Origin of the sequence: Rhodoferax ferrireducens T118 (assembly GCF_000013605.1) — a bacterium.
GTDB lineage: Bacteria > Pseudomonadota > Gammaproteobacteria > Burkholderiales > Burkholderiaceae_C > Rhodoferax > Rhodoferax ferrireducens.
The window spans coordinates 2,688,521-2,709,502 of sequence record NC_007908.1 but is presented as its reverse complement, the minus strand read 5'-3'; the positions used below and the strand labels follow the sequence as shown (position 1 = coordinate 2,709,502).

Sequence of the window (20,982 nt, the reverse complement as noted above, 5' to 3'; positions counted from 1 at the left end):
AGTGATTTTATTGGGTTTCAAGATCGATTGATCCAAATTGACCTTGCAGGCCACGGGATTACTTGAACGGAGTCAATTGATCAGCACCGCGCCCGAGGTTTTGTGCGAGGCCGTGTCCACCAGCACCAGCGCACCCAGCACCCGGGACTGGCTGAAGGGCCGCGCCGCTATCGGCTCTTGCAGCAGCAGCTCGACATGGCCGATGGCATTCGCGGCCAGCGCCGTGGCGGCTTCTTCGGCCAGGGTGTTGATGTCGAGCTTGTGCACGATGCGCTTGATCCGGGCTTTGACCCAGCGGTGCCCATGCAGCGCCCAATAAACGCGACCCGCGACCAGCGGCTCGTCGTCCATCCAGGCAACGGTGACCTTGAGTTCGCGGCTGGGTGCCAGGCTGGCGCTGGCTGGCACGGTATCGAAATCATCCTCGGCCATCGGGGTCTCTGTTGGAGCAGGTTCAACCGCCAGCAGCCAGTCGCCGCGCGACACATCGACCTCACGGTCCAGCACAATGCCGGCGCTGTGCCCGGCGGCCACCGCGCCGGGTTGGCGCGTGTGGCCCAGCACCTGTGCAATGCTGGCGCTCTGGCCGCTGGGCAACAGTTTGACGGTTTGCCCGACCTGGGCAAAACCGGTGGCGACACGGCCCCAAAAGACACGCCGACCCTGCGAGGTGTCGCTGCTGGAGGAGAATTTTTCGACCCACTGCACCGGAAAGGCCAGCGGCAAGGCGGTATCCGCCGGGGTCACGGGCAACAATTCCAGAATGTCGAGCAGACTCGGGCCGCTGTAGCCGCACCAGCCCTCGGCCGCTTCCACCACGTTGTGCCCCTTGAGCGCAGAAATCGGCACGATCGCCGCCACCTCAATGCCAGCGGCTTGCGAAAATGCTGCCAGCGCGTGGCTGATATTGGCAAACGCCAGTGCGGCCTGGCCCGCCGTCTCGGGCTTGGCCGTGTCTTCCAGCGCATCGAGCTTGTTGACGGCAAACACGATGCTGTTGACGCGCAGCAAGTGGGCCAGCAGCGAATGGCGCCGGGTTTGCGGCAGCAACTCCAGGTTGGGGCTTTGCCATTGCAGTTTGGTGGCATCGACCAGCACCACGGCGGCATCGGCGCTGCTGGCGGCGGTGACCATGTTGCGGGTGTATTGCTCGTGGCCGGGGGCATCGCCAATGATGAATTTGCGCTGCGCGGTGTTGAAGTAACGGTAGGCCACGTCGATGGTGATGCCTTGCTCGCGCTCGGCCGACAGGCCGTCGGTGAACTGCGCCAGGTCCGCCTCGCCGCTCTTGGAGACGTTGGCCAGTTGGTCCAACAGCACCGAGCGGCTGTCGATCAACAGGCGGCCAATCAGCGTACTTTTGCCGTCATCGACGCTGCCGCAGGTGATGAAGCGCAAGGCCGATTGCGTGTCAATATTTATATCATTTCGGCCGCTAGCCCCCGTGGAATAAGCGCGAGCAGCTATTGAAGTCGTAGTGTCCATCAGAAGTATCCGTCTTTCTTGCGCTTCTCCATCGAAGCCTCAGAGGTTTTGTCGTCCATGCGGGTCGCGCCGCGCTCGCTCACATCGGCGGCCAGGGTTTCGATCACGATGTCGTCCGGCGTCGCGGCCCGGCTTTCCACCGGGCAGGTGCAGGTGATGTCGCCCACGGTGCGAAACCGCACGTTGCGTGTTTGCACTTGCTCACCCGGCTTGGCCGGGGTCAAGTCGGTCACCGGCACCAGCAGGCCTTTGCGCTCCACCACCGCCCGTTGGTGCGTGTAATAAAGCGAGGGCAGGGCGACCCGTTCACGGGCAATGTACTGCCACACATCGAGCTCGGTCCAGTTGCTGATCGGGAATACCCGGAAGTGTTCACCTGGGTGCAGGCGAGTGTTGAACAGCGTCCACAGCTCGGGGCGTTGCTCTTTCGGTTGCCATTGACCAAAACTGTCGCGGTGGCTGAAGATGCGCTCCTTGGCGCGCGCCTTTTCTTCGTCACGCCGGGCCCCGCCAATCAGCGCGTCAAAGCGGAATTCTTCAATGGCTTCGAGCAGCGTGACCGACTGGTGCACGTTGCGGCTTTCGCCCGGATGCGCCAGCCGCACGGTGCCACGCGCCATCGAGTCTTCGACGCTGCGCACAATCAGCTCGGCGCCCAGCTCTTTGGCCCGGGCGTCACGGAAATCAGTGACCTCATGGAAGTTGTGGCCGGTGTCGATCATCAGCAGCGGGTAGGGAATGTGGCCGCCGGTTTTGCTGTCCATAAAGGCTTTTTCAGCGCACTTGAGCATCACCAGCGAGTCTTTGCCGCCGGAGAACAGCAAGGTCGGGCGCTCAAACGCGGCCGCCACCTCGCGCAGGATGAAGATGGTTTCTTCCTCCAGCGCATCGAGATGGGCGTTGCTGAGATGGTCAGGGCGGGGGTGGTGCGTCATGGGTTGCAGCAGGTTGGAAAGTATCGGGGCATTCATGTGGGGGCCTTTTCTGGCAGTGGGCTGGCTTTGACATGCAGGCCGCATTCTTTGGCTGTCTCGTCTTCCCACCACCAGCGCCCGGCGCGAAAATCTTCGCCCAGGCTGATGGCCCGGGTGCAGGGCGCGCAGCCGATGCTGGGGTAAAACTGGTCGTGCAGCGGGTTGTAGTCAATCTTGTTGATGGCGATGAAATGCCAGACGTCACCCCAGGTCCAGTTGGCCAGCGGGTTGAGCTTGACGCGGGTGGCATCTGAGGTGTCGATCAGGGGCACGTCCGCGCGCGCGCCGGACTGCTCGCGGCGCAGGCCGGTGATCCAGGCGGCTTTGCCTGTGAGGGCGCGGTTCAAAGGTTCCATTTTCCGGATGTTGCAGCAGGCTTTGCGCAGTTCAATGCTTTTGTACATCGCCTCCTTGCCTTCACGCGCCACAAACTGCACGACCGCCTCGGTGGCCGGGGTGAAGACCTGCACCGGGGCGCGTGACGAGGCTTTGAGGCGAGCCAGCAAGTCAAGCGTCTCGGTGTGCAGCATGCCCGTTTCCAGCACAAAAATGCCAATGTCGAGCTGCAAGCTGTTGATCAGGTGTGCAATCACCATGTCTTCGGCGCCCAGACTGCAAGCCAGCGTGACACGCGGCGCAGTACCTGCGCTCAGCGGCGCGTAGTCACGCGCGGCCTGTTGCAGCACTGCAGTTGTCTCAAGCAGTTTGGCTTCAAAGTTGCCTGAGGCGCGGGCGTTGAGATCAATGGCGCTCATGCCGCAACTCCTTCGGTGTTTTGACGCCGGCAGAGACGCCGGTTGCCGCCGCAAACAGGGGCGCTCGCTGCACATCACCTTGGTAAAAGCCGCTGAAGCGCTCAAGCTGGCGCTGCGCCTGCTCGATGTCCTGGTCAGCGCGCAGCACGGCGGCATCAAAGCCGCTGCGCTGCATTTGCAGCACTTGGTCGATCAGCACGTCGCCGGTGGCGCGAATCTCGCCCTTGAAGCCCAGACGGCGGCGCAGCAACAACGCCTGGCTAAAGGCGCGGCCATCGGTGAACTTGGGGAAGTTCAGCTCAACGCGGTCCACCCCAGCCAGCGCCACGGTGCGCGGGTCGGCATCGTTCGCCAAATTTATGACATTCAGGCCTGTAGCCAGCGTTGAATCTAGGTTGGCAGCTATTAATTTGAGAGTATTTTGCATAAGGGTTTGATCTCAATCGGTCAAGGCATCGGCCGTGGTCAGATGAATATGGAGTTCTTTGCCGCTGTTGCCGGTCTCGCTGCGCACTTGGTTGGCGGCAGCGCGAAACGGCTCCAGACCGAGGCGCCGCACGGTGGTGATAAAACGCTCACCAGGCAAACGCTGCAGGCGGTAGGTGTCCAGCAGCGCCTCCACCACATCGGTCACTTCAGACGCCGCAAATGACGGCCCAATCACCTTGCCCGGCACGGCGGCGCCAGACAGTGTGCTGCCGTCCGAGCCGCCGAGCGACACCTGGTACCACTCGCGCCCATCCTTGTCGACGCCCAAAATGCCGATGTGACCGCTGTGATGGTGACCGCAGGAGTTGATGCAGCCGCTGATGTGCAGGTCAATCTGGCCCAGGTCAAACAGCTCGTCAAGGTCCTGGAAGCGCTCGCTGATCGCCGCGGCCACGGGAATGGAGCGGGCGTTGGCCAGCGCGCACAAGTCGCCGCCGGGGCAGGCAATCATGTCGGTCAACAGCCCGATGTTGGCTTTGGCCAGACCGGCTTGACGGGCCGCCTGCCACAGCGCGGGCAACTGGTCGGCGCGTACCCAGGGCAGCAGCAGGTTCTGCTGGTGCGTGACGCGTACTTCACCGGCGCTGAACCGGTCCGCCAGATCAGCGGCGGTATCCAACTGATCGGCGCTGGCGTCGCCCGGGGCCTGACCCAGGCGCTTGAACGACAGGGTGACGGCGCGCAAAGCGGGGTCTTTGTGCGGCGCCACGTTTTGCCTGAGCCAGCGCTGGTACTCGTTGGCGTCCTTGTCCGACCATTCAGTCGCTTCATTCTTGATAGCTGCTTGTCCTTGCTGCGCAAGGGCAGGCGGCCTGAATGATGCTGAAACCCGGTCCAGCTCGGTCTGCGGAATCGTGTGCGGCGCGCCGTCGTGGGTCAGGATGTCCTGGTACTCGGCCTCGACCTCGTCGATGAAGCGCTGGCCCTCGGCCTTGACCAGAATCTTGATGCGCGCCTTGTACATGTTGTCGCGTCGGCCCCAGCGGTTATAGACGCGCACCACGGCTTCCAGAAAGTTCAGAATCTCGTTCCAAGGCAAAAAGGAACGGATGGTGCTGGCAATGACCGGTGTGCGGCCCATGCCGCCCCCCACCTGGACCTTGAAGCCGATCTGGCCGTCCGCGTCGCGCAGCAGGTGCAGACCAATGTCGTGCCAGGCGGTGGCCGCGCGGTCCTCCCGTGCGCCCGAGACCGCGATCTTGAACTTGCGCGGCAAAAACGCAAACTCGGGGTGCAGCGTGCTCCACTGGCGCATGATTTCGCAATACGGGCGCGGGTCGATGTCCTCGTCAACCGCCACACCGGCCAGCGCGTCGCTGGTGATGTTGCGAATGCAATTGCCGCTGGTCTGAATGCCGTGCATGTCCACACTGGCCAGCAGTTCCATCACATCGGCACTCTTGTCCAGCGGGATCCAGTTGAACTGCACGTTGTGGCGGGTCGTGAAGTGGCCGTAACCGGTGGGCAAATGCGGCGTGCCCAGCGCGGCCTGGGTCGTCGTGGCGGTCTCATAAACCTGCGCGCTGGGTTGGTCAAACTCGCGCGCAATGCGGGCCAGCACGCGCAGTTGCCGGCTGGCCAGCTCGCCGTACGGCACCGCCACACGCAGCATGGGCGCGTAGCGCTGCACATACCAGCCGTTTTGCAGCCGCAAGGGGCGGAAATCATCGTCGCTGAGCTGACCGCTCAGGTTGCGCTCAAGCTGGTCGCGGTACTGCGCGGCGCGTTGATGAACAAATTGGCGGTCAAAGTCGGTGTATTGGTACATGGTGGATTAAGGTCAAAAGGGCTGAACCGACGGTTTAAAGAGGGTGGATTGTCCGGTGAAGTGTCACAGGGCGATTAATTTGGTGCCGGCATAGGCCAGCAGCACGGACAGCAGGGAACGAATCATCCGCTCTGGAATGCGCGACATCAGGTGCGAGCCGACCCAGATGCCGGGAATCGAACCCGCCAGCAGTTTGGCCAGCAAGGGCCAGTCCACCGAACCCAGCGAGGCGTGGCCCAGCCCCGCCACCAGGGTGAGCGGCACGGCATAGGCAATATCGGCCGCCACAATGCGCGGCAGCGGCAGCAAGGGGTACAACACCATCAGCACGGTGACGCCAATGGCACCCGCGCCCACGGAGGTGAGGGTCACGAGTGTGCCAATCACGGCACCAAACAGCAGCGGCAGGCTCCAGTGCAAGGGCTTGGCGGCCAGTGCCTCCTGGCCGCGCGCCACAGACGTGGGTGCTGCCTTGCCGCGCATGGCCTTGTACAGGGTGGCTGCCGCCGTGAGCAGCAAGGCCACGCCCAGCGTGCTGGTCATCAGATGCTGAACATGGGCGCTGGCCGCACCCACTCGGTTGAGGATCAAAAGGGTAATCAATGCCGCCGGAATGCTGCCCGCCGAGAGATGAAACACGACACGCCACTCCACCTGACGCGCGCGTGCCATCTTGACGGTGCCGCCCATTTTGGTAAACGCGGCAAACAGCAGATCGGTGCCGACGGCCATGTAGGGCTTGACGCCAAAAACAAAGATCAGGATGGGTGTCATCAGTGAGCCGCCGCCGACCCCGGTGAGGCCGACCACGATTCCAACAAAAAAGCCGGCAAAAATGAAAGCGAAGTCTTGCATAGGAGGTGGACTCTAAAGGCAAGGCTTTATATTTCAAACTATCTTTTGATGATTTGGATATGCGATCTGGCTATAAAGGAGGTCTTCAGACACCTGAACTTGTGCAAGTTCGGGTTTGAGGTGGGCTAAATTTTGCTGCTACAATTTGCGGCTGATGACAATTTCAGGCGCATAGCTCAGCTGGTTAGAGCACCACCTTGACATGGTGGGGGTCGTTGGTTCGAGTCCAATTGCGCCTACCAAATTCAAAGCCCCTTCTCCCGCGGAGATGGGGCTTTTTTTTTTAGCGCTTCAGGGCGGGATTGCCGGCATAAACAAGCGCGGAGCATCGATGCGAGGATTTCAATGACGACTGAACCCGCAGCCGCCCGGCCACTCAGTCCCCGCCCCCAAACAGGTCATCAAGTTTCTTGGCTCCATCTGGATCAGCGCTGGAGGTCATCGGTGTGCCCTTCGGGTACTCCTCCGCGATCCGGTCCTCCCAGTACGCCGCCGGGTTGGGTGCGCTGCAAAGGCGCCGATACACCTCTTCGGGAACATGCTTGTAGGCCAGGACGGTCTTGTTGTCCCAATGCAGGTCCAGCTGTCGCGACGCAGTGTTGTAGTCGGCCTTCTTGATGCGGCCGCTTGTGAACGTCTTGGTGGGCATGTTTGAAGTCTCTCGAAGGGCGTCGGCAAGGGGTGATGCGGCAAGTCTATCCAGTTGGTGGTGGCTGGCGTCGGCGCCGCCATGAATGCCCGCAAGAGACACAAAGCGGGTATACATTGCGAAATCGTTGCTCCGTACCGGCCAGTCAGAAAGAACTGGGGGGTGTCACTCGGCTTGGCGTTGCCCATTTGACGGACCTGAACGCCTGCTGTCGAGCAGTGCCGACATTGGAGGACGCCCAATAACGGCCCATCACCGAATCGAATTCCCGGTACCAGTCGTTCGGGGTTAAAAATCGAGTCTTGACGGTGGGCTGCTCTTGTGGTGCAGTGCTTCATGTCGGCGCACATCAAGTCGCAAGCCAATTCATGCATTGCCGCTAAAACCACAACGCCAAGCAAGAACGGGCGCTACGTGTTCAGGCTTGCGGTCTGGAATGCGCTTAGGTGTGCCATCACGGCAGCGGTATGAAACTCGTCATTGTCCAAGGGGTAGCATCGGTCATAAGCCAATCGGTTGACAATACCAGTGTTTGCAATAGGCGTCCTAATGACGAATGCGCTGCACACGATGTCTCAACTGCCTCGGCAAGGGAGAAGCGACAGCACTGGCTTATACGCCTCCCGGAGTCGACACCATGTTTACAGAAATAAACCACCTTGTTCTGGTCGGCGACCTGATGCAGCAGATGTGCGTGTATCTGGTGGTTGCCTACCTCTTGAGCAAGACGCCACTATTTGCGCCATTGATGCAGGTCACCGTGCGCCTGCCCGACAAGCTAGTCTGTTATTTTGTTTTCTCGGGCTTTTGCATCATGGGCACCTATCTTGGCTTCCAGATCGAAGGCGCGATTGCCAATACGCGTGCGATCGGTGCCGTGCTTGGCGGTCTTCTGGGTGGTCCCCTGGTTGGCTTCGCGGTCGGACTTACTGGCGGTCTGCACCGCTATTCACTTGGTGGTTTTTCGGCCTCGGCCTGTGCCGTTTCGACCATCACAGAAGGCATCATCGGCGGCTGCGTGCATCTCTATCTGCTGCGTCGTCATCAAGCCGACCGGCTGCTCAGCCCGATGATTGCGTTCGGTACGACGCTGGTCGCCGAACTGGCGCAGATGAGCATCATTTTGCTGATGGCCAAGCCATTTGATAAGGCAGAGCATCTGGTGGCCCAGATCATTCTGCCGATGCTCCTTACCAACTCGTTTGGCGCCGCCTTGTTCATGCGCTTGATTCTGGATCGCAGGGAGACATTGGAAAAGTACTCAATTGCATTTTCGGCCAAGGCATTGCGCATTGCCGAGCGTTCCGTTGGCGTATTGATGCAGGGCTTCAACGAGCAGAACTGCGCCCGTATGGCCACTATCATTCAGGAAGAAACCGGTGTCGGCGCGGTCGCCATTACGGATTGCGAGAAGCTGCTTGGTTTTGTCGGCGTTGGCGCAGATCACCATCTGCCAGGCACACCCATTGCTTCATCGCACACTTTTTATGCCATCACCCACAATGAAGTTGTTTACGCCGACGGCGCCGCTGTACCCTATTGCTGCTCGGTGTCAAAGGACTGTAAATTGGGTTCCTGCTTGGTTATACCGCTGCGCGGCGAGCAAAACCGGGTATTCGGGACCATCAAGCTTTATGAGCCGACATCGAAATTTTTCTCCTCGCTCAACCGCACCCTGGGCGAAGGTATCGCCCGCCTCTTGTCCAATCAGGTTCTGGCCGGGAAAATCGAGGAGCAGAAACGGCTGCTGACGCAATCAGAAGTCAAACTGCTGCAGGCGCAGATCAATCCGCACTTCCTATTCAATGCGCTGAATACGCTGGCGGCGGTCATTCGACGCGATCCGGAAGCGGCTCGACATCTCGTGCACTACCTCTCGACCTTTTTTCGCAAGAGCCTCAAGCGCGTCGGCAATGACGCCACACTCAAAGATGAAATCGAACACGTCGATGCCTATCTGCGCATTGAACTTGCACGCTTTCCTGACCGCCTCAATGTCGAAATCGCGATTGCGGACGAGTTGTTGGGTCTGCGACTGCCTGCCTTTTCCCTGCAGCCCATTGTCGAGAACGCCATTAAACACGGCATTTCGCAGATGCTCGAGCCAGGCAAGATCACCATCAGCGCGCAGCTGGAAAACAAATTGTTGACTATTTTCGTTGAAGACAGCGCCGGCCTGTACCAGCCGAGACCGGATAGCGACGGCTTGGGCATGAACCTGGTGGATCGACGTATCAAGTTGCGCTACGGCGTCGCCTATGGGGTCGATGTGACGTGCCAGCCAGAGAGTCTTACCAGGGTTTCCATCTGCCTACCCATTGAAGAAGAGCTTGTCCCATGCTAACCGCGTTGATCATCGATGACGAGGCCCCGTCCCGGGATGAGCTCAAAGCGCTGCTGGCGGTCGAGCCCGATGTCGAGATTCTGGGGGAGTGCGCCAATGCCATCGAGGGGCTGGCAGCCATCCATCGTCTCCGTCCGGACGTTGTGTTCCTGGATATTCAGATGCCGCGCGTGAGTGGCCTGGAGATGGTCAGCATGATCGAATCCTCGGCTCTTCCGCGTATCGTGTTTGTGACCGCCTACGACGAGCATGCCCTGCAAGCATTTGAGGAGCACGCGGCTGACTACCTCCTGAAACCGATTGATCCACAACGCCTTGCCAAAACACTGAATTGGCTGCGCACTGGCGCACATTCCGCGCTCAAGGTCGTTCCGGGAGCAGGCAGTGCGCTGCGGCAAATCCCCTGTATTGGCCACAACCGAATATTTTTACTGCAACTCGATGCCGTTGAATTCGTTCACACCGACATTGCCGGCGTGCAGGTGGTGGGCGCCACGCAACAGGGCACCACCGAGCTGACTTTGAAGCTCCTGCAGGAGCGCACGCCGCTGATCCGCTGTCATCGGCAGTACCTGGTCAACATTGACCAGATCGCCGAGATCGCCTTGCTGGAGAATGGCGTGGCTGAAATCCGCACCCACAGCGGCAAATGTATCCCCGTCAGTCGTCGGTACCTGCGCGAGGTGAAGGACAGACTGCTCATTACCTGAACGATGTGGCCACCGTTCAAACTGCCTTGGGCACCGCTCAATCCTTCAGGAAACCGCTCGCCCGATAGCGGGCAATCCAGCCTTCAAACCAGCTATATTCCACCCGCTCTACCTAGGGGGAAGGGGCGCTGCGAGCAGCCCAACTTTCTTGAGCGGTGGATATGTAGCCGGTTTTTCAGGCTTGGATGATCGGTATTTTTCGAGGCGGCTGTAACGGTATTTCCAGAATGCGTGACAGAACGTCTGGCCATAACTTATTGCTGGAGGGGTCATGAATCTCGTTTCCAAACATGCCATTTGGTTGTTTTTGACGGTGGTCGGGGTATTTTCCCTTGGCACCGTGGCGTTGTCCCGGGGCGAAACCATCAACGCCTTGTGGATCATTACGGCTGCAGTTGCTATCTACCTGGTCGCGTACCGGTACTACAGCCTGTTTATCGCCGAAAAGGTCTTGCAAATTGATCCGACGCGGGCGACGCCAGCGGTGCGCCACAACGACGGTCTTGATTTCGTTCCAACCAACAAGTACGTCCTGTTCGGCCATCACTTTGCCGCCATTGCCGGTGCGGGCCCCCTGGTCGGGCCGGTGCTGGCAGCGCAGATGGGCTACCTGCCGGGAACGCTCTGGATCATCGTCGGTGTCGTGCTTGCGGGCGCGGTGCAGGACTTCATGGTGCTGTTTGTATCAATGCGTCGGGACGGACGCTCACTTGGCGACCTCGTCAAGTCGGAACTCGGTCTCGTTCCGGGCATGATTGCTCTGGTCGGCACTTTTGTGATCATGGTGATCATCCTCGCGGTGCTGGCACTGATTGTGGTCAAGGCGCTGGCCGCAAGCCCATGGGGAACCTTCACCGTGGCCGCTACGATTGTCATTGCCATGTTCATGGGCGTCTACAGCCGTTATATCCGCCCCGGACGTGTGGGCGAAATATCGATCATCGGCTTTGTGTTGCTTATCGCCTCCATCATCCTTGGTGGCCAGGTCGCGCAAAGCGCGACGTGGGCGCCGCTGTTCACTTTCGACGCCAAACAGCTGAGTTGGATGCTGATCATCTACGGTTTTGTGGCCTCGGTCCTGCCCGTGTGGCTGCTGCTCGCGCCGCGTGACTATCTGTCGACCTTCCTGAAGATCGGAACCATCGTCGGCTTGGCGCTGGCCATGGTCTTTGTCGCACCGAATTTGCGCATGCCAGCGGTCACCCAGTTTATCGATGGCACCGGTCCGGCTTGGTCGGGTAGCCTCTTTCCGTTCATTTTTATCACGATTGCCTGCGGCGCGGTCTCGGGATTCCATGCGTTGATCGCGTCCGGAACCACCCCCAAGCTGCTCGACAACGAGAAGAATACCCGCATGATCGGTTATGGCGCCATGTTGATGGAGTCCTTTGTGGCCATCATGGCGATCGTGACAGCCTCGGTGATCGATCCGGGCGTCTATTTCGCCATGAACAGCCCGGCCGCAATCATTGGCACGAGTGTCGACGGCGCCGCACAGATCATTTCCCAGTGGGGTTTTATCATCACGCCTGACGTGCTGCTTCAAACCGCAAAGGATGTGGGTGAGAGTTCCATTCTTTCGCGTGCGGGCGGTGCGCCCACGCTGGCAGTTGGCATGGCCCAAATATTCTCTCAGGTGATTGGCGGCAAGGCCATGATGGCCTTCTGGTACCACTTCGCCATCCTGTTCGAGGCGCTATTCATCCTGACCGCCTGTGACGCCGGTACGCGTGCCGGACGCTTCATGCTGCAGGACCTGCTGGGCACCTTCGTTCCCTCCTTGAAGCGGACCAACTCCTGGGGCGCCAGCCTGACCGCCACCGGTCTGTGCGTCGCGGCCTGGGGATATATTCTTTACCAGGGTGTAGTCGATCCTCTTGGGGGCATCAACAGCCTGTGGCCGCTCTTCGGCATTTCCAACCAGATGCTCGCTAGCGTTGCGCTCATGCTTTGCACGGTGGTGCTGTTCAAAATGAAGCGGCAAAAATACGCATGGGTCACGATTTTGCCAACATCCTGGCTGCTGATTTGCACCCTGGCGGCGGGCTGGGAAAAGGTTTTTGACAGCAATCCAAAAATTGGTTTCCTCGCCCTTGCCAACAAGTTCCAGGCGGCTGTGGACAAAGGCGTTCTTCTCGCTCCGGCAAAAAGCCTTGAACAGATGAAGCAGATTGTTTTCAATAATTATTTGGACGCCGCACTGGCCGTCTTCTTCATCTTCGTGGTGGTTAGCATGTTGTACTACACGGTCATCGCCTGCATGAAGGCTTTGCGTGAGGACAAGATGACCAGTTGTGAACTGCCGTACGTGGCCATACCTGCCGCGCTTTGACATGCTGTTTAACGATTTGTCTACTGTTGGCAAGTACCTCGGGCAGGCTGCAAGGCAAATGGTCGGCCTGCCCGACTACCAAACCTATGTGAGGCACAGGCGCCTAACGCATCCCGACTTGCCTGTCATGACCGAGATCGAATTCTTCCGGAATCGTCAGGAGGCACGTTACGGCTCCGGGCGGTCTGGGGGGTGTTGTTAATCCTGCGTAGGGCAGCCGCGAGTCATCAAAACGCGGCTTCAAAGGTTGTGCAGTCAGGCAGAGCAAGCCGGCCCGGCCGGTAGAATTTTGTAAGGAGTTCAATGGCGCTCAGATGGGATCAAGGGTCAAGGACCACCGCCACTCCACGGTGCCAGAAGTCTTCAGCTCTGGTCCAATGACAACGAACAAGATGAGTACCAGTGCCGAAATCATTACCACAGGTATCCACAAGCATCGCCTCCTCTGGACAAGTTGACGTAAAGCTCGGGATTAAGGCAAAGTAATTTTTATTATTGTGACATTTGCATGATGGTTGATATGCTAGTGGCGGCATTGCGCACAGGACCTCTCTGATCAGGCTACCGAGGGCTTCTTTGGGAACCAGCCGTCCAGTACCACCTACTTCTGACTGGCAATCAAAAGCATGCAATTGAGCTTCCCTGAAGCAGACGCTGGCCAACACCCGCAAACGCTGCTCAAGAGCCCGTCAACCAAGAACACTGGCGTCCTCGGTCGAACGACAGCTTCCGAGTTTCTGGAACCCGAGAATGCCAAAACTGGACCAGCAGCGGCAATGACCGGTTCGGAGAACTCGACAGAAATTCCTGACTCGCGGCGAAGGTCCGGCTACGCTGCTCACCCGAATTACGTTTTTCCCAATTGCTGACGTTCAATTTTGACGGTCGGGTTCGGAGAAAGTTGACTGGCTCCGGAAGACACATTCCTGACATAGAGTTTGCCGAACTGCCTTCTCCAAAGCCGACATAGACATCAGCAGCTGACGGTCGGTTATGTCATACGGGGTAGCTCCAGTGTCTGCAGCAATCTTGCGACCTTCCGAGTCGGCAACGGACAGGAACTCCGCATCGGAATCAATGAATTTCCTGATCAGCCAAGGAAACGCAATCCGGTCAATCTTGGGACGCTTGCGGGAGATCCACTTCTGCTGCACTCCCTTCCATCTGAACGGGGGTGATGGATTGACCTTGTGCCTGCCATGCGGAAATTCCGCCCTCCAAGTGACAGGCGTCAGCTCCCATTGCTTGAAGTGTCGCGGTCAGACCTTGACTGATTTCGTGCCCGTGGGCGCAATACACAACGATGGGAAGGTCATGTGCAATTTCATCTTTCCAATCCAGCCAAAGCGCCGGGTCCTTCCACTGGGCACCGGCGATCTGCACACCCGACGCCGCGAGCGCTTGTGCGCGCCGTACATCGAGCAGTCGAAGAGGCTTTCTCCGCTCCAGTTGATTCGCCAATTCCGATACGGAAATAGATCGCATGGGATGCTCCTGACATCAAGGGTGGGTAAGCGGATAGAGGATAAGTCCGATGAGCGCTGCAGATACGACGACCACAGGCTCCTGTAGCTTCTTGTACCTCCACAGGATGGCGACGGTCAGCAGTGCTATCACTGCCGTGGGCACATCCACGATGCTGCGCTTGGCGATCACGATGACTGAACCAGTGATGGCGCCCACGGCCGCTGCAGTCACACCGTCCACAAATGCCACGATGGCCGGGAGCTTGCCGTACTTCTTGAAATACGGTGCTGGAATGATGGTGAACAGGTAGCAGGGCAAAAAGGTCGCAAGTGCTGCAACACAGGCACCTGGGAAGCCAGCGACCAGGTAGCCAATGAAGCCCACGGTGATCACCACCGGACCCGGCGTGATCATGGCCACGGCCACTGCATCAACGAACTGTTTCTCATTGAGCCAATGGTGTTCGGTGACTACGCCGCCATACAAGAAGGGAACGATTGCCAAACCTGAACCGAAAACAAAGGCGCCAGCCTTGGCAAAGAAGACACCAATCTGCGTCAGCAAGGACCAATCCAGCGTCGCCATGAAGCTACCGGTTTGCGCCATGTCAACGGGTAGAGCTGCTGCCAGCTCACCACCGCTCCAGCGTTTGGGAGGAGCACGCCAAAGCCATGTCACCACACCTGCCGCAAGAAACAACCAAGCGATTTCCGACTCGGTGATGACGGTGACGGATGCCAGAACAAGGAAGATCGCCCAGAGTAACTTGTCCTTGCCGATGCATTTTGTGGTCAACTTGTGCGCACTGATGGCAATGATGCCAATGACCGCCGCGCCCACGCCGTAGAACACGGCCTGCATCCATGAAAGCCCGCCAAATTGGCTGTATGCCCAACCCAGGACCACGACCATGCAGAACGATGGCAGTACGAAGGCGATTCCGGCTAGGGTGGCACCGAGGATGCGGTAGTGAACATATCCCAAGTAGATGGCCGTTTGCGCTGCCATGGGTCCTGGTGCCAACTGAGCCAGTGCCAAGCCTTCCTTGTAATCGGCCTCAGTAATCCAGCCCCGTTGCTCCACGAGATCGCGGCGCATGTAACCCACCAGCGCCACGGGCCCGCCAAAGCCCATGGCTCCCAGGCGCAGGAAGTACAGAACCAGTTGCCACAAGGTGTACCGAATTGCGTCGGTTGCTGTGGCAGGTGTCACTTCATTGGTTGCCATGGCGTATCACCTCCTTTGAAAAGGTCTGCAGCAGACCATCGAACACGGCACTGGCGGCCTGCAACAGACGGTCATCACTCTGGATGGACTCACGCATTCCAGCCAGCACGCTTTCAATCCCGGCAGCTTCCGGTGGCTGCAAGCCACCCACGTCCAGAAAGTGCACCAGGTGGCCCATGCGCTGAAGCTGCGGTGTTTCCAGATTGAAGCTGGCCAGCATGACCTCGAAAGTCACCCTCGCACCAATGTGGCTGAAGGTTGCGCCATCAAAGTCAAAGCTGATAGCGTCCTTGGGACACTTCTTCGGACTCTCCAGCCATATGAACTTGGCCTTGACGTCTATGAAGGTCCGGATCAACCATGCGCTTGCAAGACGGTCCACCCATGGGCGCTGGCGTGTGGCCCATGTTTTGCCCCTGAAGGCTTTGGGGTCCAACTGTGCGATGGCGGCTTCGACCGAGTGAGGCTCGTCCGGAGAAAGAATTCGGGATAGCGCGAGTTCTAAAGCCTGCAATGCAGCTTCGGTTTGCTTCTGGGCTTCAGAACCAAAGAAGTCAATTTCTACAATACCGGCGAAGGCCTTGCGCAGCTTGCGAGCCTTCTTTGCCTGCTCGGAGGCGCTTTCTTCGTTGACTTCAGCAGTTACAGCCCATATGTCCTCAAGCAATACCGAAAACTCATCCCTGCGATCAAACATCGCCTTGAAATCTGCACCTCCAGGCTCTTCGATTCGGATGACATAGGACGTGCCACCTGAGCCGGAAATTTCAGCTGCCACGCTCTGAAAGACTGACCGGCACGCATCCCGTTCGGGCATCAGGTAAACACCGTCGCGCAGCACTGCAGCACCGGAGGCCTTGAGCACACGCCAAGTTCGCATACGGGTGTTCGCGTTCTCGGTGGGGAGACTGATGATCAGGGATAGCCAATATTTCATGCAATAGATACTACATAAATGCAGTAATCATTGCAAATATTATTAACCAATACCAACGCTGCCTCCATGGCTGCTTCCAACAACATCGGACATTCACTCAGGAAGACTTTGTACCCGCTAAGGCACGGTGCCGAACGCCATGATCGGCTTCTCACCGGAGTCGAATTGGGTAACCGGTAAGCTGCCTGTCGTGAACGGCTTATGTGTCTGTTCTCGACGGTGGCAGCTGTCCCGAACAGTTTTCCAGGCCAATACCGGCTTCAGACACGGAAGCGATATTCGGCTTTCGGAACTGCTCGCTCCAAACCCGCCATTTATATCCGCCCCGTTTGATTGAGTTGCCTTGTGGGTCGCGCCGGTTGTTGCGGAACACTCAAAGGCCGGTTCGTTTTTCCAGTGCTTCGGGATATCGATCTCCTTGCACGGAGATTTTCGATGCGGCGGTGTCGATCTCGCGGAGATCGTCGGGTGTGAGTTGGACTGCTGTCGATCCGATGTTCTCGTCCAGTCGTGCGAGCTTCGTTGTACCTGGGATTGGAACAATCCACGGTTTCTGCGCGAGCAGCCAGGCGAGCGCGATCTGGGCTGGTGTCGCCTTCTTCTGTGCAGCGACCCGTGCCAGCAGCTCTACCAGGACCTGATTCGCCTTGCGCGCTTCCTGCGTAAAGCGAGGCACGATGTTGCGAAAGTCGTCTTTGTCGAACTTCGTTTTTTCGTCGATCTTTCCTGTGAGGAAGCCTTTGCCGAGTGGGCTGAATGGAACAAACCCGATCCCCAGCTCTTCGAGTGCCGGCAGAAGTTCCACTTCGGGGCGTCGCCACCACAATGAATATTCGCTCTGGATGGCTGTGACCGGCTGAACCGCATGCGCACGACGTATCGTTTTTACGCCAGCTTCAGACAGGCCAAAGTGCTTGACCTTGCCTTCCTGAATCAAATCTTTTACTGCGCTCGCCACGTCTTCGATCGGCACCTCCGGGTCAACGCGGTGTTGGTAGTAGAGGTCAACGGAATCGACCCTGAGTCGCTTGAGCGAGCCCTCCAGGCTCTGCCTGATGTGCTCGGGCCGACTATTCGTGACCTGCTGTCCACCTTCCAACTTGATCCCGAACTTTGTGGCTATCGCCACTTTCCCGCGAAAGGGCGCGAGGGCTTCACCCACGAGTTCCTCGTTCGTGAACGGGCCGTAGATTTCGGCTGTGTCAAAGAATGTGACACCGTTTTCGACGGCTTTGTGTATCAACGTGATCATTTCCTTCTTGTCCGCAGGCGGGCCGTAGGCCATGCTCATGCCCATGCAGCCAAGCCCGATGGCCGAGACTTCAAGGTTGCTGTTTCCGAGTTTGCGTGTTTGCATTTTGTGAACTCCTTGTTTCCAGATGAGCTATGCCCTGGCTTACAACCCGGTCATCTTCAGCACACTTTCGGGAAGCCGGGAACCCTGCAGCGTGATCTTCGATTCGGCTGCGTCGATTTCATGGAGATCGTCAGCCGTGAGTTCGACCGCAACCGCCCCGAGATTCTCTTGGAGACGGTGCAACTTCGTGGTACCTGGAATCGGTACGATCCACGGCTTTTGCGCCAGCAGCCAGGCAAGGGCGATTTGTGCGGGAGTGGCCTTCTTTCGTGCAGCTACGTCACGTACGAGATCAACCAGTGCCATGTTCGCCTTCATCGCCTCCGGTGCAAAGCGCGGAACCTTGGCACGAAAATCCGAACTGTCGAACTTGGTGGTTTCGTCGATCTTGCCCGTGAGGAAACCTGCTCCCAAGGGACTGAAGCAAACAAAGCCAATACCCAGTTCTTGCAGTGTTGGCAGGATTTCCGCCTCCGCGCCACGCCACCACAGCGAATACTCGCTCTGAACCGCCGAAACGGGTTGGACCGCATGGGCTCGTCGAATCGTCTGCGCTGCTGCCTCTGAGAGCCCGAAGTATTTGACCTTGCCCTCCTGAATCAGCTCTTTGACCGCGCCAGCCACATCCTCAATGGGCACCGAAGGGTCAACCCTGTGCTGATAAAAGAGATCAATGGTTTCAACGCCAAGTCGCTTCAGGGATGCTTCGGCAACGGCCTTGATATGTTCGGGACGGCTGTTCACGCCGCCTTGGCGTTCGCCCGTAGTCAGATCGATGTCAAAGCCGAACTTGGTGGCGATCACCACCTTGTCCCGAATCGGTGCCAGGGCTTCTCCAACGATGATTTCATTGGTGAAAGGGCCATAGGCTTCCGCCGTATCGAAAAAGGTCACGCCCTCATCAAAGGCAGATCGGATCAAGGAAATGGCAGCCTCCTTGTCCACGGTTGGACCGTAAACGGGGCTCAAACCCATGCAGCCCAGTCCGATGGCAGATACCTCAAGCCCACAAGTTCCAAGTTCTCTTTTCAACATAGTTTGATTCCTTTTGTAGGTGACCCCATTACTGGGGGCAAAGTTGCGTTCGCGGGCGAACGATGAATGAGAGCACAAGCACCAATGAGATCGACAACATGACAGCGCTTGCGGTGAAGGTGTTCGCAATGTGGTGAGCCAATTGACCTGAGGCATCCATCGCAACTGAACCACCCGTTGCAAACACCACGACCAGAACGCTGAGCCCCAAGGATCCGCCCAACTGGTGAGCAACGTTCACAAGACCAGAGGCGGCACCCGCATCTTCACTGGCGACATCTGTCAAGGCAGCGACCGTTAGGGGCGCCAAAGCAAATCCTTGACCCATGCCAATCAGAATCATCGGAAGTGCGATCCCCGTGATGTAAGGCGAATGCTCCGAAATTTGGGCAATCCAGGCCATGCCAACTATGGCAAAGACCAGTCCCACTGCAAGCAGCCTTGCATTGCCGAACTTGCGTGTTAATCGAGGTACCAACACGGCCGCGACAAAGTTGGGAATCGTCGTTGGCAGAAATGCAAGACCAGCATGCAAGGGCTTGTACATCAACACCCCTTGCAGGAATTGCGTGGTGAAGAACCAGAAGCCCACCATGCCCCCCAAGAACAACATCCGGGCCGCGTAGGCCGCGCTGCGTTCACGATTGGCAAACAGGTGCAAGGGGAGAATGGGCTCGCTGGCACCTGATTCATGGATGACGAAGAACGTCAGCAGCGTCAACCCAGCGACCAGGGCTGCAGTGGTAACGGAGTCACCCCAGCCCAACTCGGCAGAACGAACGATGCCAAAGACAAGAACACTCATGCCCAACGTGGAGCTTACCGCTCCGGCCAGATCGAGCTGGCCTGACTTCAACGGAGTTTCAACAAGATAGCGCTTTGCACCGAGTATCAGTGCGATGCCGATGGGGAGGTTGATAAAAAAACCAACACGCCAAGAGATCACTTGTGCAACAAGTCCGCCCAGAACCAGGCCCAAACTGGCCCCGACTCCGGCTGCCGCCGCATACAGCGCAAGCGCACGGGTCCGCTCATGACCTTGCGCAAAGTGGATGGAAAGCAATGCAAGGGTAGAGGGAGCCAGAATCGCGGCCCCCACGCCCTGAATGGCACGCCCAAGCAGCAGCCAGGTCGGTGATGGCGCAAGGCCGATAGCCATGGAAGCCGCTGTAAAAAGAGTCAGTCCGGCAATGAACATGCGCTGGCGACCCAAGATGTCACCGGCACGCGCGCCCAGCAGCAGGAACCCGCCAAAGGCCAATGTGTAGGCGTTCTGAACCCACGAAAGCTCCGCATGCGAGAAACCCAGTTCTGCCTGGATATTGGGCAATCCCGTCAGGACGATAGAGATGTCCACCACCAACATGAGGTAGCTTGTCACGATGATGGTCAGAACTGCGGCCTGGTTGGTGCCGTTCTGACGATGGCTCTCACTTGCAGGTCGCGCAGGTGAGGTGGGTTCTAGACTGTTCATTTGAATTCTCGATCTCAAAAGGTTGTGTTCCTTAGTCCAAGTGCCTGGACTTCAGGAAGTTCGACAGCAAGTCAGCAATATTTGCGTTGTTGAGGTCCGAGAATGCGAAGTGCGTATTGCCGCGGATGCCCACTTCGGGCAAATGCACAACCGTGACATCCCCGCCGTGGCGATTTACCGCATCTCGCCACAGGCGCGCCATCTCCAGTCTGATGCGCCAGGAGTCTTGCCCCGGGTTGGCCATTGGCTTGGCGGGAATGTTGTCGCCGTAGAAGATGATGATTGGAATGCGGGTGAGTTTCATGAAGTCATCCATAGAAACGCCTACCGCTTCCAGCGAGCCACCGGCGCTCTTCAATGGCGCGGGCAACTCTTCTTTGGGGAACACAAAACCACTTCCCGGCTCATAGGAAACGATGGCGCGCACATTGGGGGCCTTCATTGCAGCCAACCAGCCCGGACCACCTGCCTGAGAGTGCGTAATCAAGACGCCAGGCCCGATTCTTTTGAACAGTGCTGCAGTGGCATCTGAAATCACTTCAGCGTCATAAGGGCCAGTATTTGGGGCCATCTGGCGGAAATACTGGTCCAGTGCCTCCGGGTCGTGTGAGAACTGCGCATTGGTGAAGAAATTTGGCCACACACCGAGCCGAAATTGGTTGAACCATATCTGCTCATCCGGGTTGGTCGTCACATTGAAAGGTACGGTACTGCGTCCAGCCTTGCCTCGGCGCGGTTGATCCAGCAGGTAGACGGGGAAGCCGCGGCGCACAAAGATGTTTTGAAATCCCTCGCGACCGTCCGGCGTGGTCTCCCATGTCTTGGAGGATTGCCCGGCCCCATGCCACATGACCAGTGGCAACGGCCGTGCATTGACCGGCACCTGGTAGTACACATAGGCGTGATCGCCGTGGAAGCTCTGTCCCTCTGGACTGGGTTTGAACTGGTCAAAGGTGCCTGGGTTTTGAATGACAGTACCGCCAACCGCAAAACTGCCTTGCGCTTGAATGACCAACGGCGCACGGGCTCCTGCTTGCGCGGCGGATACGACTGCAGGTATGGCAAGCGTTGCGAACAGGAGTAGCGGTCCGGCCAGCACTGTCTTAAGTGACATCCGATGTGAA

General features: G+C 58.2%; 19 protein-coding genes and 1 tRNA gene. 5 read left to right on the top strand and 15 right to left on the bottom strand.

Annotated elements, in window-relative coordinates; genetic code table 11:
• Positions 1-72: 72 nt before the first annotated feature.
• The 6 genes from RFER_RS12430 to RFER_RS12405 form a co-directional block, all read right to left on the bottom strand.
• Complete coding sequence (locus tag RFER_RS12430; protein ID WP_011464745.1) at positions 73-1,485, bottom strand: sulfate adenylyltransferase subunit 1; 1,413 nt, start codon at positions 1,483-1,485, stop codon at positions 73-75.
• Entirely contained in the window at positions 1,485-2,456 is a 972-nt protein-coding gene (gene cysD, locus RFER_RS12425; protein WP_011464744.1) for a sulfate adenylyltransferase subunit CysD, read from the bottom strand. Before cysD ends, RFER_RS12430 begins: the two co-directional genes overlap by 1 nt.
• Positions 2,453-3,214 (bottom strand): phosphoadenylyl-sulfate reductase, encoded by a 762-nt coding sequence (locus tag RFER_RS12420; RefSeq protein WP_011464743.1) that lies wholly within the window; start codon positions 3,212-3,214, stop codon positions 2,453-2,455. The genes cysD and RFER_RS12420 overlap by 4 nt, the downstream gene beginning before the upstream one ends.
• Complete coding sequence (locus RFER_RS12415; RefSeq protein WP_011464742.1) at positions 3,201-3,641, bottom strand: DUF934 domain-containing protein; 441 nt, start codon at positions 3,639-3,641, stop codon at positions 3,201-3,203. Before RFER_RS12415 ends, RFER_RS12420 begins: the two co-directional genes overlap by 14 nt.
• 12 nt (positions 3,642-3,653) lie before the next feature.
• A complete protein-coding gene (locus tag RFER_RS12410) occupies positions 3,654-5,471 on the bottom strand; it encodes a nitrite/sulfite reductase (protein WP_011464741.1) in 1,818 nt (605 codons plus the stop codon).
• Positions 5,472-5,534: 63 nt separating this feature from the next.
• A complete protein-coding gene (locus RFER_RS12405) occupies positions 5,535-6,326 on the bottom strand; it encodes a sulfite exporter TauE/SafE family protein (protein WP_011464740.1) in 792 nt (263 codons plus the stop codon).
• A 165-nt stretch (positions 6,327-6,491) separates the two neighbouring features.
• Here RFER_RS12405 and RFER_RS12400 point away from each other — a divergent pair.
• Positions 6,492-6,568: transfer RNA gene (locus RFER_RS12400), tRNA-Val, on the top strand.
• Positions 6,569-6,702: 134 nt separating this feature from the next.
• Here RFER_RS12400 and RFER_RS12395 read toward each other — a convergent pair.
• Positions 6,703-7,092, bottom strand: a complete 390-nt coding sequence (locus tag RFER_RS12395; RefSeq protein WP_011464739.1) for a KTSC domain-containing protein — start codon at positions 7,090-7,092, stop codon at positions 6,703-6,705.
• Between the two features lie 439 nt (positions 7,093-7,531).
• Between RFER_RS12395 and RFER_RS12390 the strand changes: the two genes are divergently transcribed.
• The 4 genes from RFER_RS12390 (at position 7,532) to RFER_RS12375 (ending at position 12,563) form a co-directional block, all read left to right on the top strand.
• Complete coding sequence (locus tag RFER_RS12390) at positions 7,532-9,319, top strand: sensor histidine kinase (RefSeq protein ID WP_279587672.1); 1,788 nt, start codon at positions 7,532-7,534, stop codon at positions 9,317-9,319.
• The gene (gene btsR, locus RFER_RS12385) at positions 9,313-10,029 is read left to right on the top strand and encodes a two-component system response regulator BtsR (protein WP_011464737.1); all 717 of its coding nucleotides are present in this window, start codon (positions 9,313-9,315) and stop codon (positions 10,027-10,029) included. Before RFER_RS12390 ends, btsR begins: the two co-directional genes overlap by 7 nt.
• Positions 10,030-10,300: 271 nt before the next feature.
• The gene (locus RFER_RS12380) at positions 10,301-12,361 is read left to right on the top strand and encodes a carbon starvation CstA family protein (protein WP_011464736.1); all 2,061 of its coding nucleotides are present in this window, start codon (positions 10,301-10,303) and stop codon (positions 12,359-12,361) included.
• 4 nt (positions 12,362-12,365) lie between these two features.
• The gene (locus tag RFER_RS12375) at positions 12,366-12,563 is read left to right on the top strand and encodes a YbdD/YjiX family protein (protein WP_041792164.1); all 198 of its coding nucleotides are present in this window, start codon (positions 12,366-12,368) and stop codon (positions 12,561-12,563) included.
• 670 nt (positions 12,564-13,233) lie between these two features.
• Here RFER_RS12375 and RFER_RS25115 read toward each other — a convergent pair.
• The 8 genes from RFER_RS25115 to RFER_RS12340 all read right to left on the bottom strand — a co-directional run bounded on the left by RFER_RS25115 (position 13,234) and on the right by RFER_RS12340 (position 20,972).
• Positions 13,234-13,515: a chromate resistance protein ChrB domain-containing protein gene (locus RFER_RS25115; protein ID WP_011464734.1), complete on the bottom strand. Its 282-nt coding sequence runs from the start codon at positions 13,513-13,515 to the stop codon at positions 13,234-13,236.
• Complete coding sequence (locus tag RFER_RS12370) at positions 13,475-13,846, bottom strand: rhodanese-like domain-containing protein (RefSeq protein ID WP_011464733.1); 372 nt, start codon at positions 13,844-13,846, stop codon at positions 13,475-13,477. The genes RFER_RS25115 and RFER_RS12370 overlap by 41 nt, the downstream gene beginning before the upstream one ends.
• Before the next feature lie 15 nt (positions 13,847-13,861).
• Positions 13,862-15,055, bottom strand: coding sequence for a chromate transporter (locus tag RFER_RS12365; RefSeq protein WP_011464732.1), 1,194 nt, complete (start codon positions 15,053-15,055; stop codon positions 13,862-13,864).
• The gene (locus RFER_RS12360; RefSeq protein ID WP_341799092.1) at positions 15,042-15,935 is read right to left on the bottom strand and encodes a chromate resistance protein ChrB domain-containing protein; all 894 of its coding nucleotides are present in this window, start codon (positions 15,933-15,935) and stop codon (positions 15,042-15,044) included. The genes RFER_RS12365 and RFER_RS12360 overlap by 14 nt, the downstream gene beginning before the upstream one ends.
• A 430-nt stretch (positions 15,936-16,365) precedes the next feature.
• Entirely contained in the window at positions 16,366-17,349 is a 984-nt protein-coding gene (locus tag RFER_RS12355; protein WP_011464730.1) for an aldo/keto reductase, read from the bottom strand.
• Between the two features lie 39 nt (positions 17,350-17,388).
• A complete protein-coding gene (locus RFER_RS12350) occupies positions 17,389-18,384 on the bottom strand; it encodes an aldo/keto reductase (RefSeq protein ID WP_011464729.1) in 996 nt (331 codons plus the stop codon).
• Between the two features lie 28 nt (positions 18,385-18,412).
• Positions 18,413-19,858, bottom strand: coding sequence for an MFS transporter (locus RFER_RS12345; RefSeq protein WP_011464728.1), 1,446 nt, complete (start codon positions 19,856-19,858; stop codon positions 18,413-18,415).
• Between the two features lie 31 nt (positions 19,859-19,889).
• Positions 19,890-20,972 (bottom strand): alpha/beta hydrolase, encoded by a 1,083-nt coding sequence (locus tag RFER_RS12340; RefSeq protein WP_041790667.1) that lies wholly within the window; start codon positions 20,970-20,972, stop codon positions 19,890-19,892.
• Positions 20,973-20,982 lie beyond the last annotated feature (10 nt).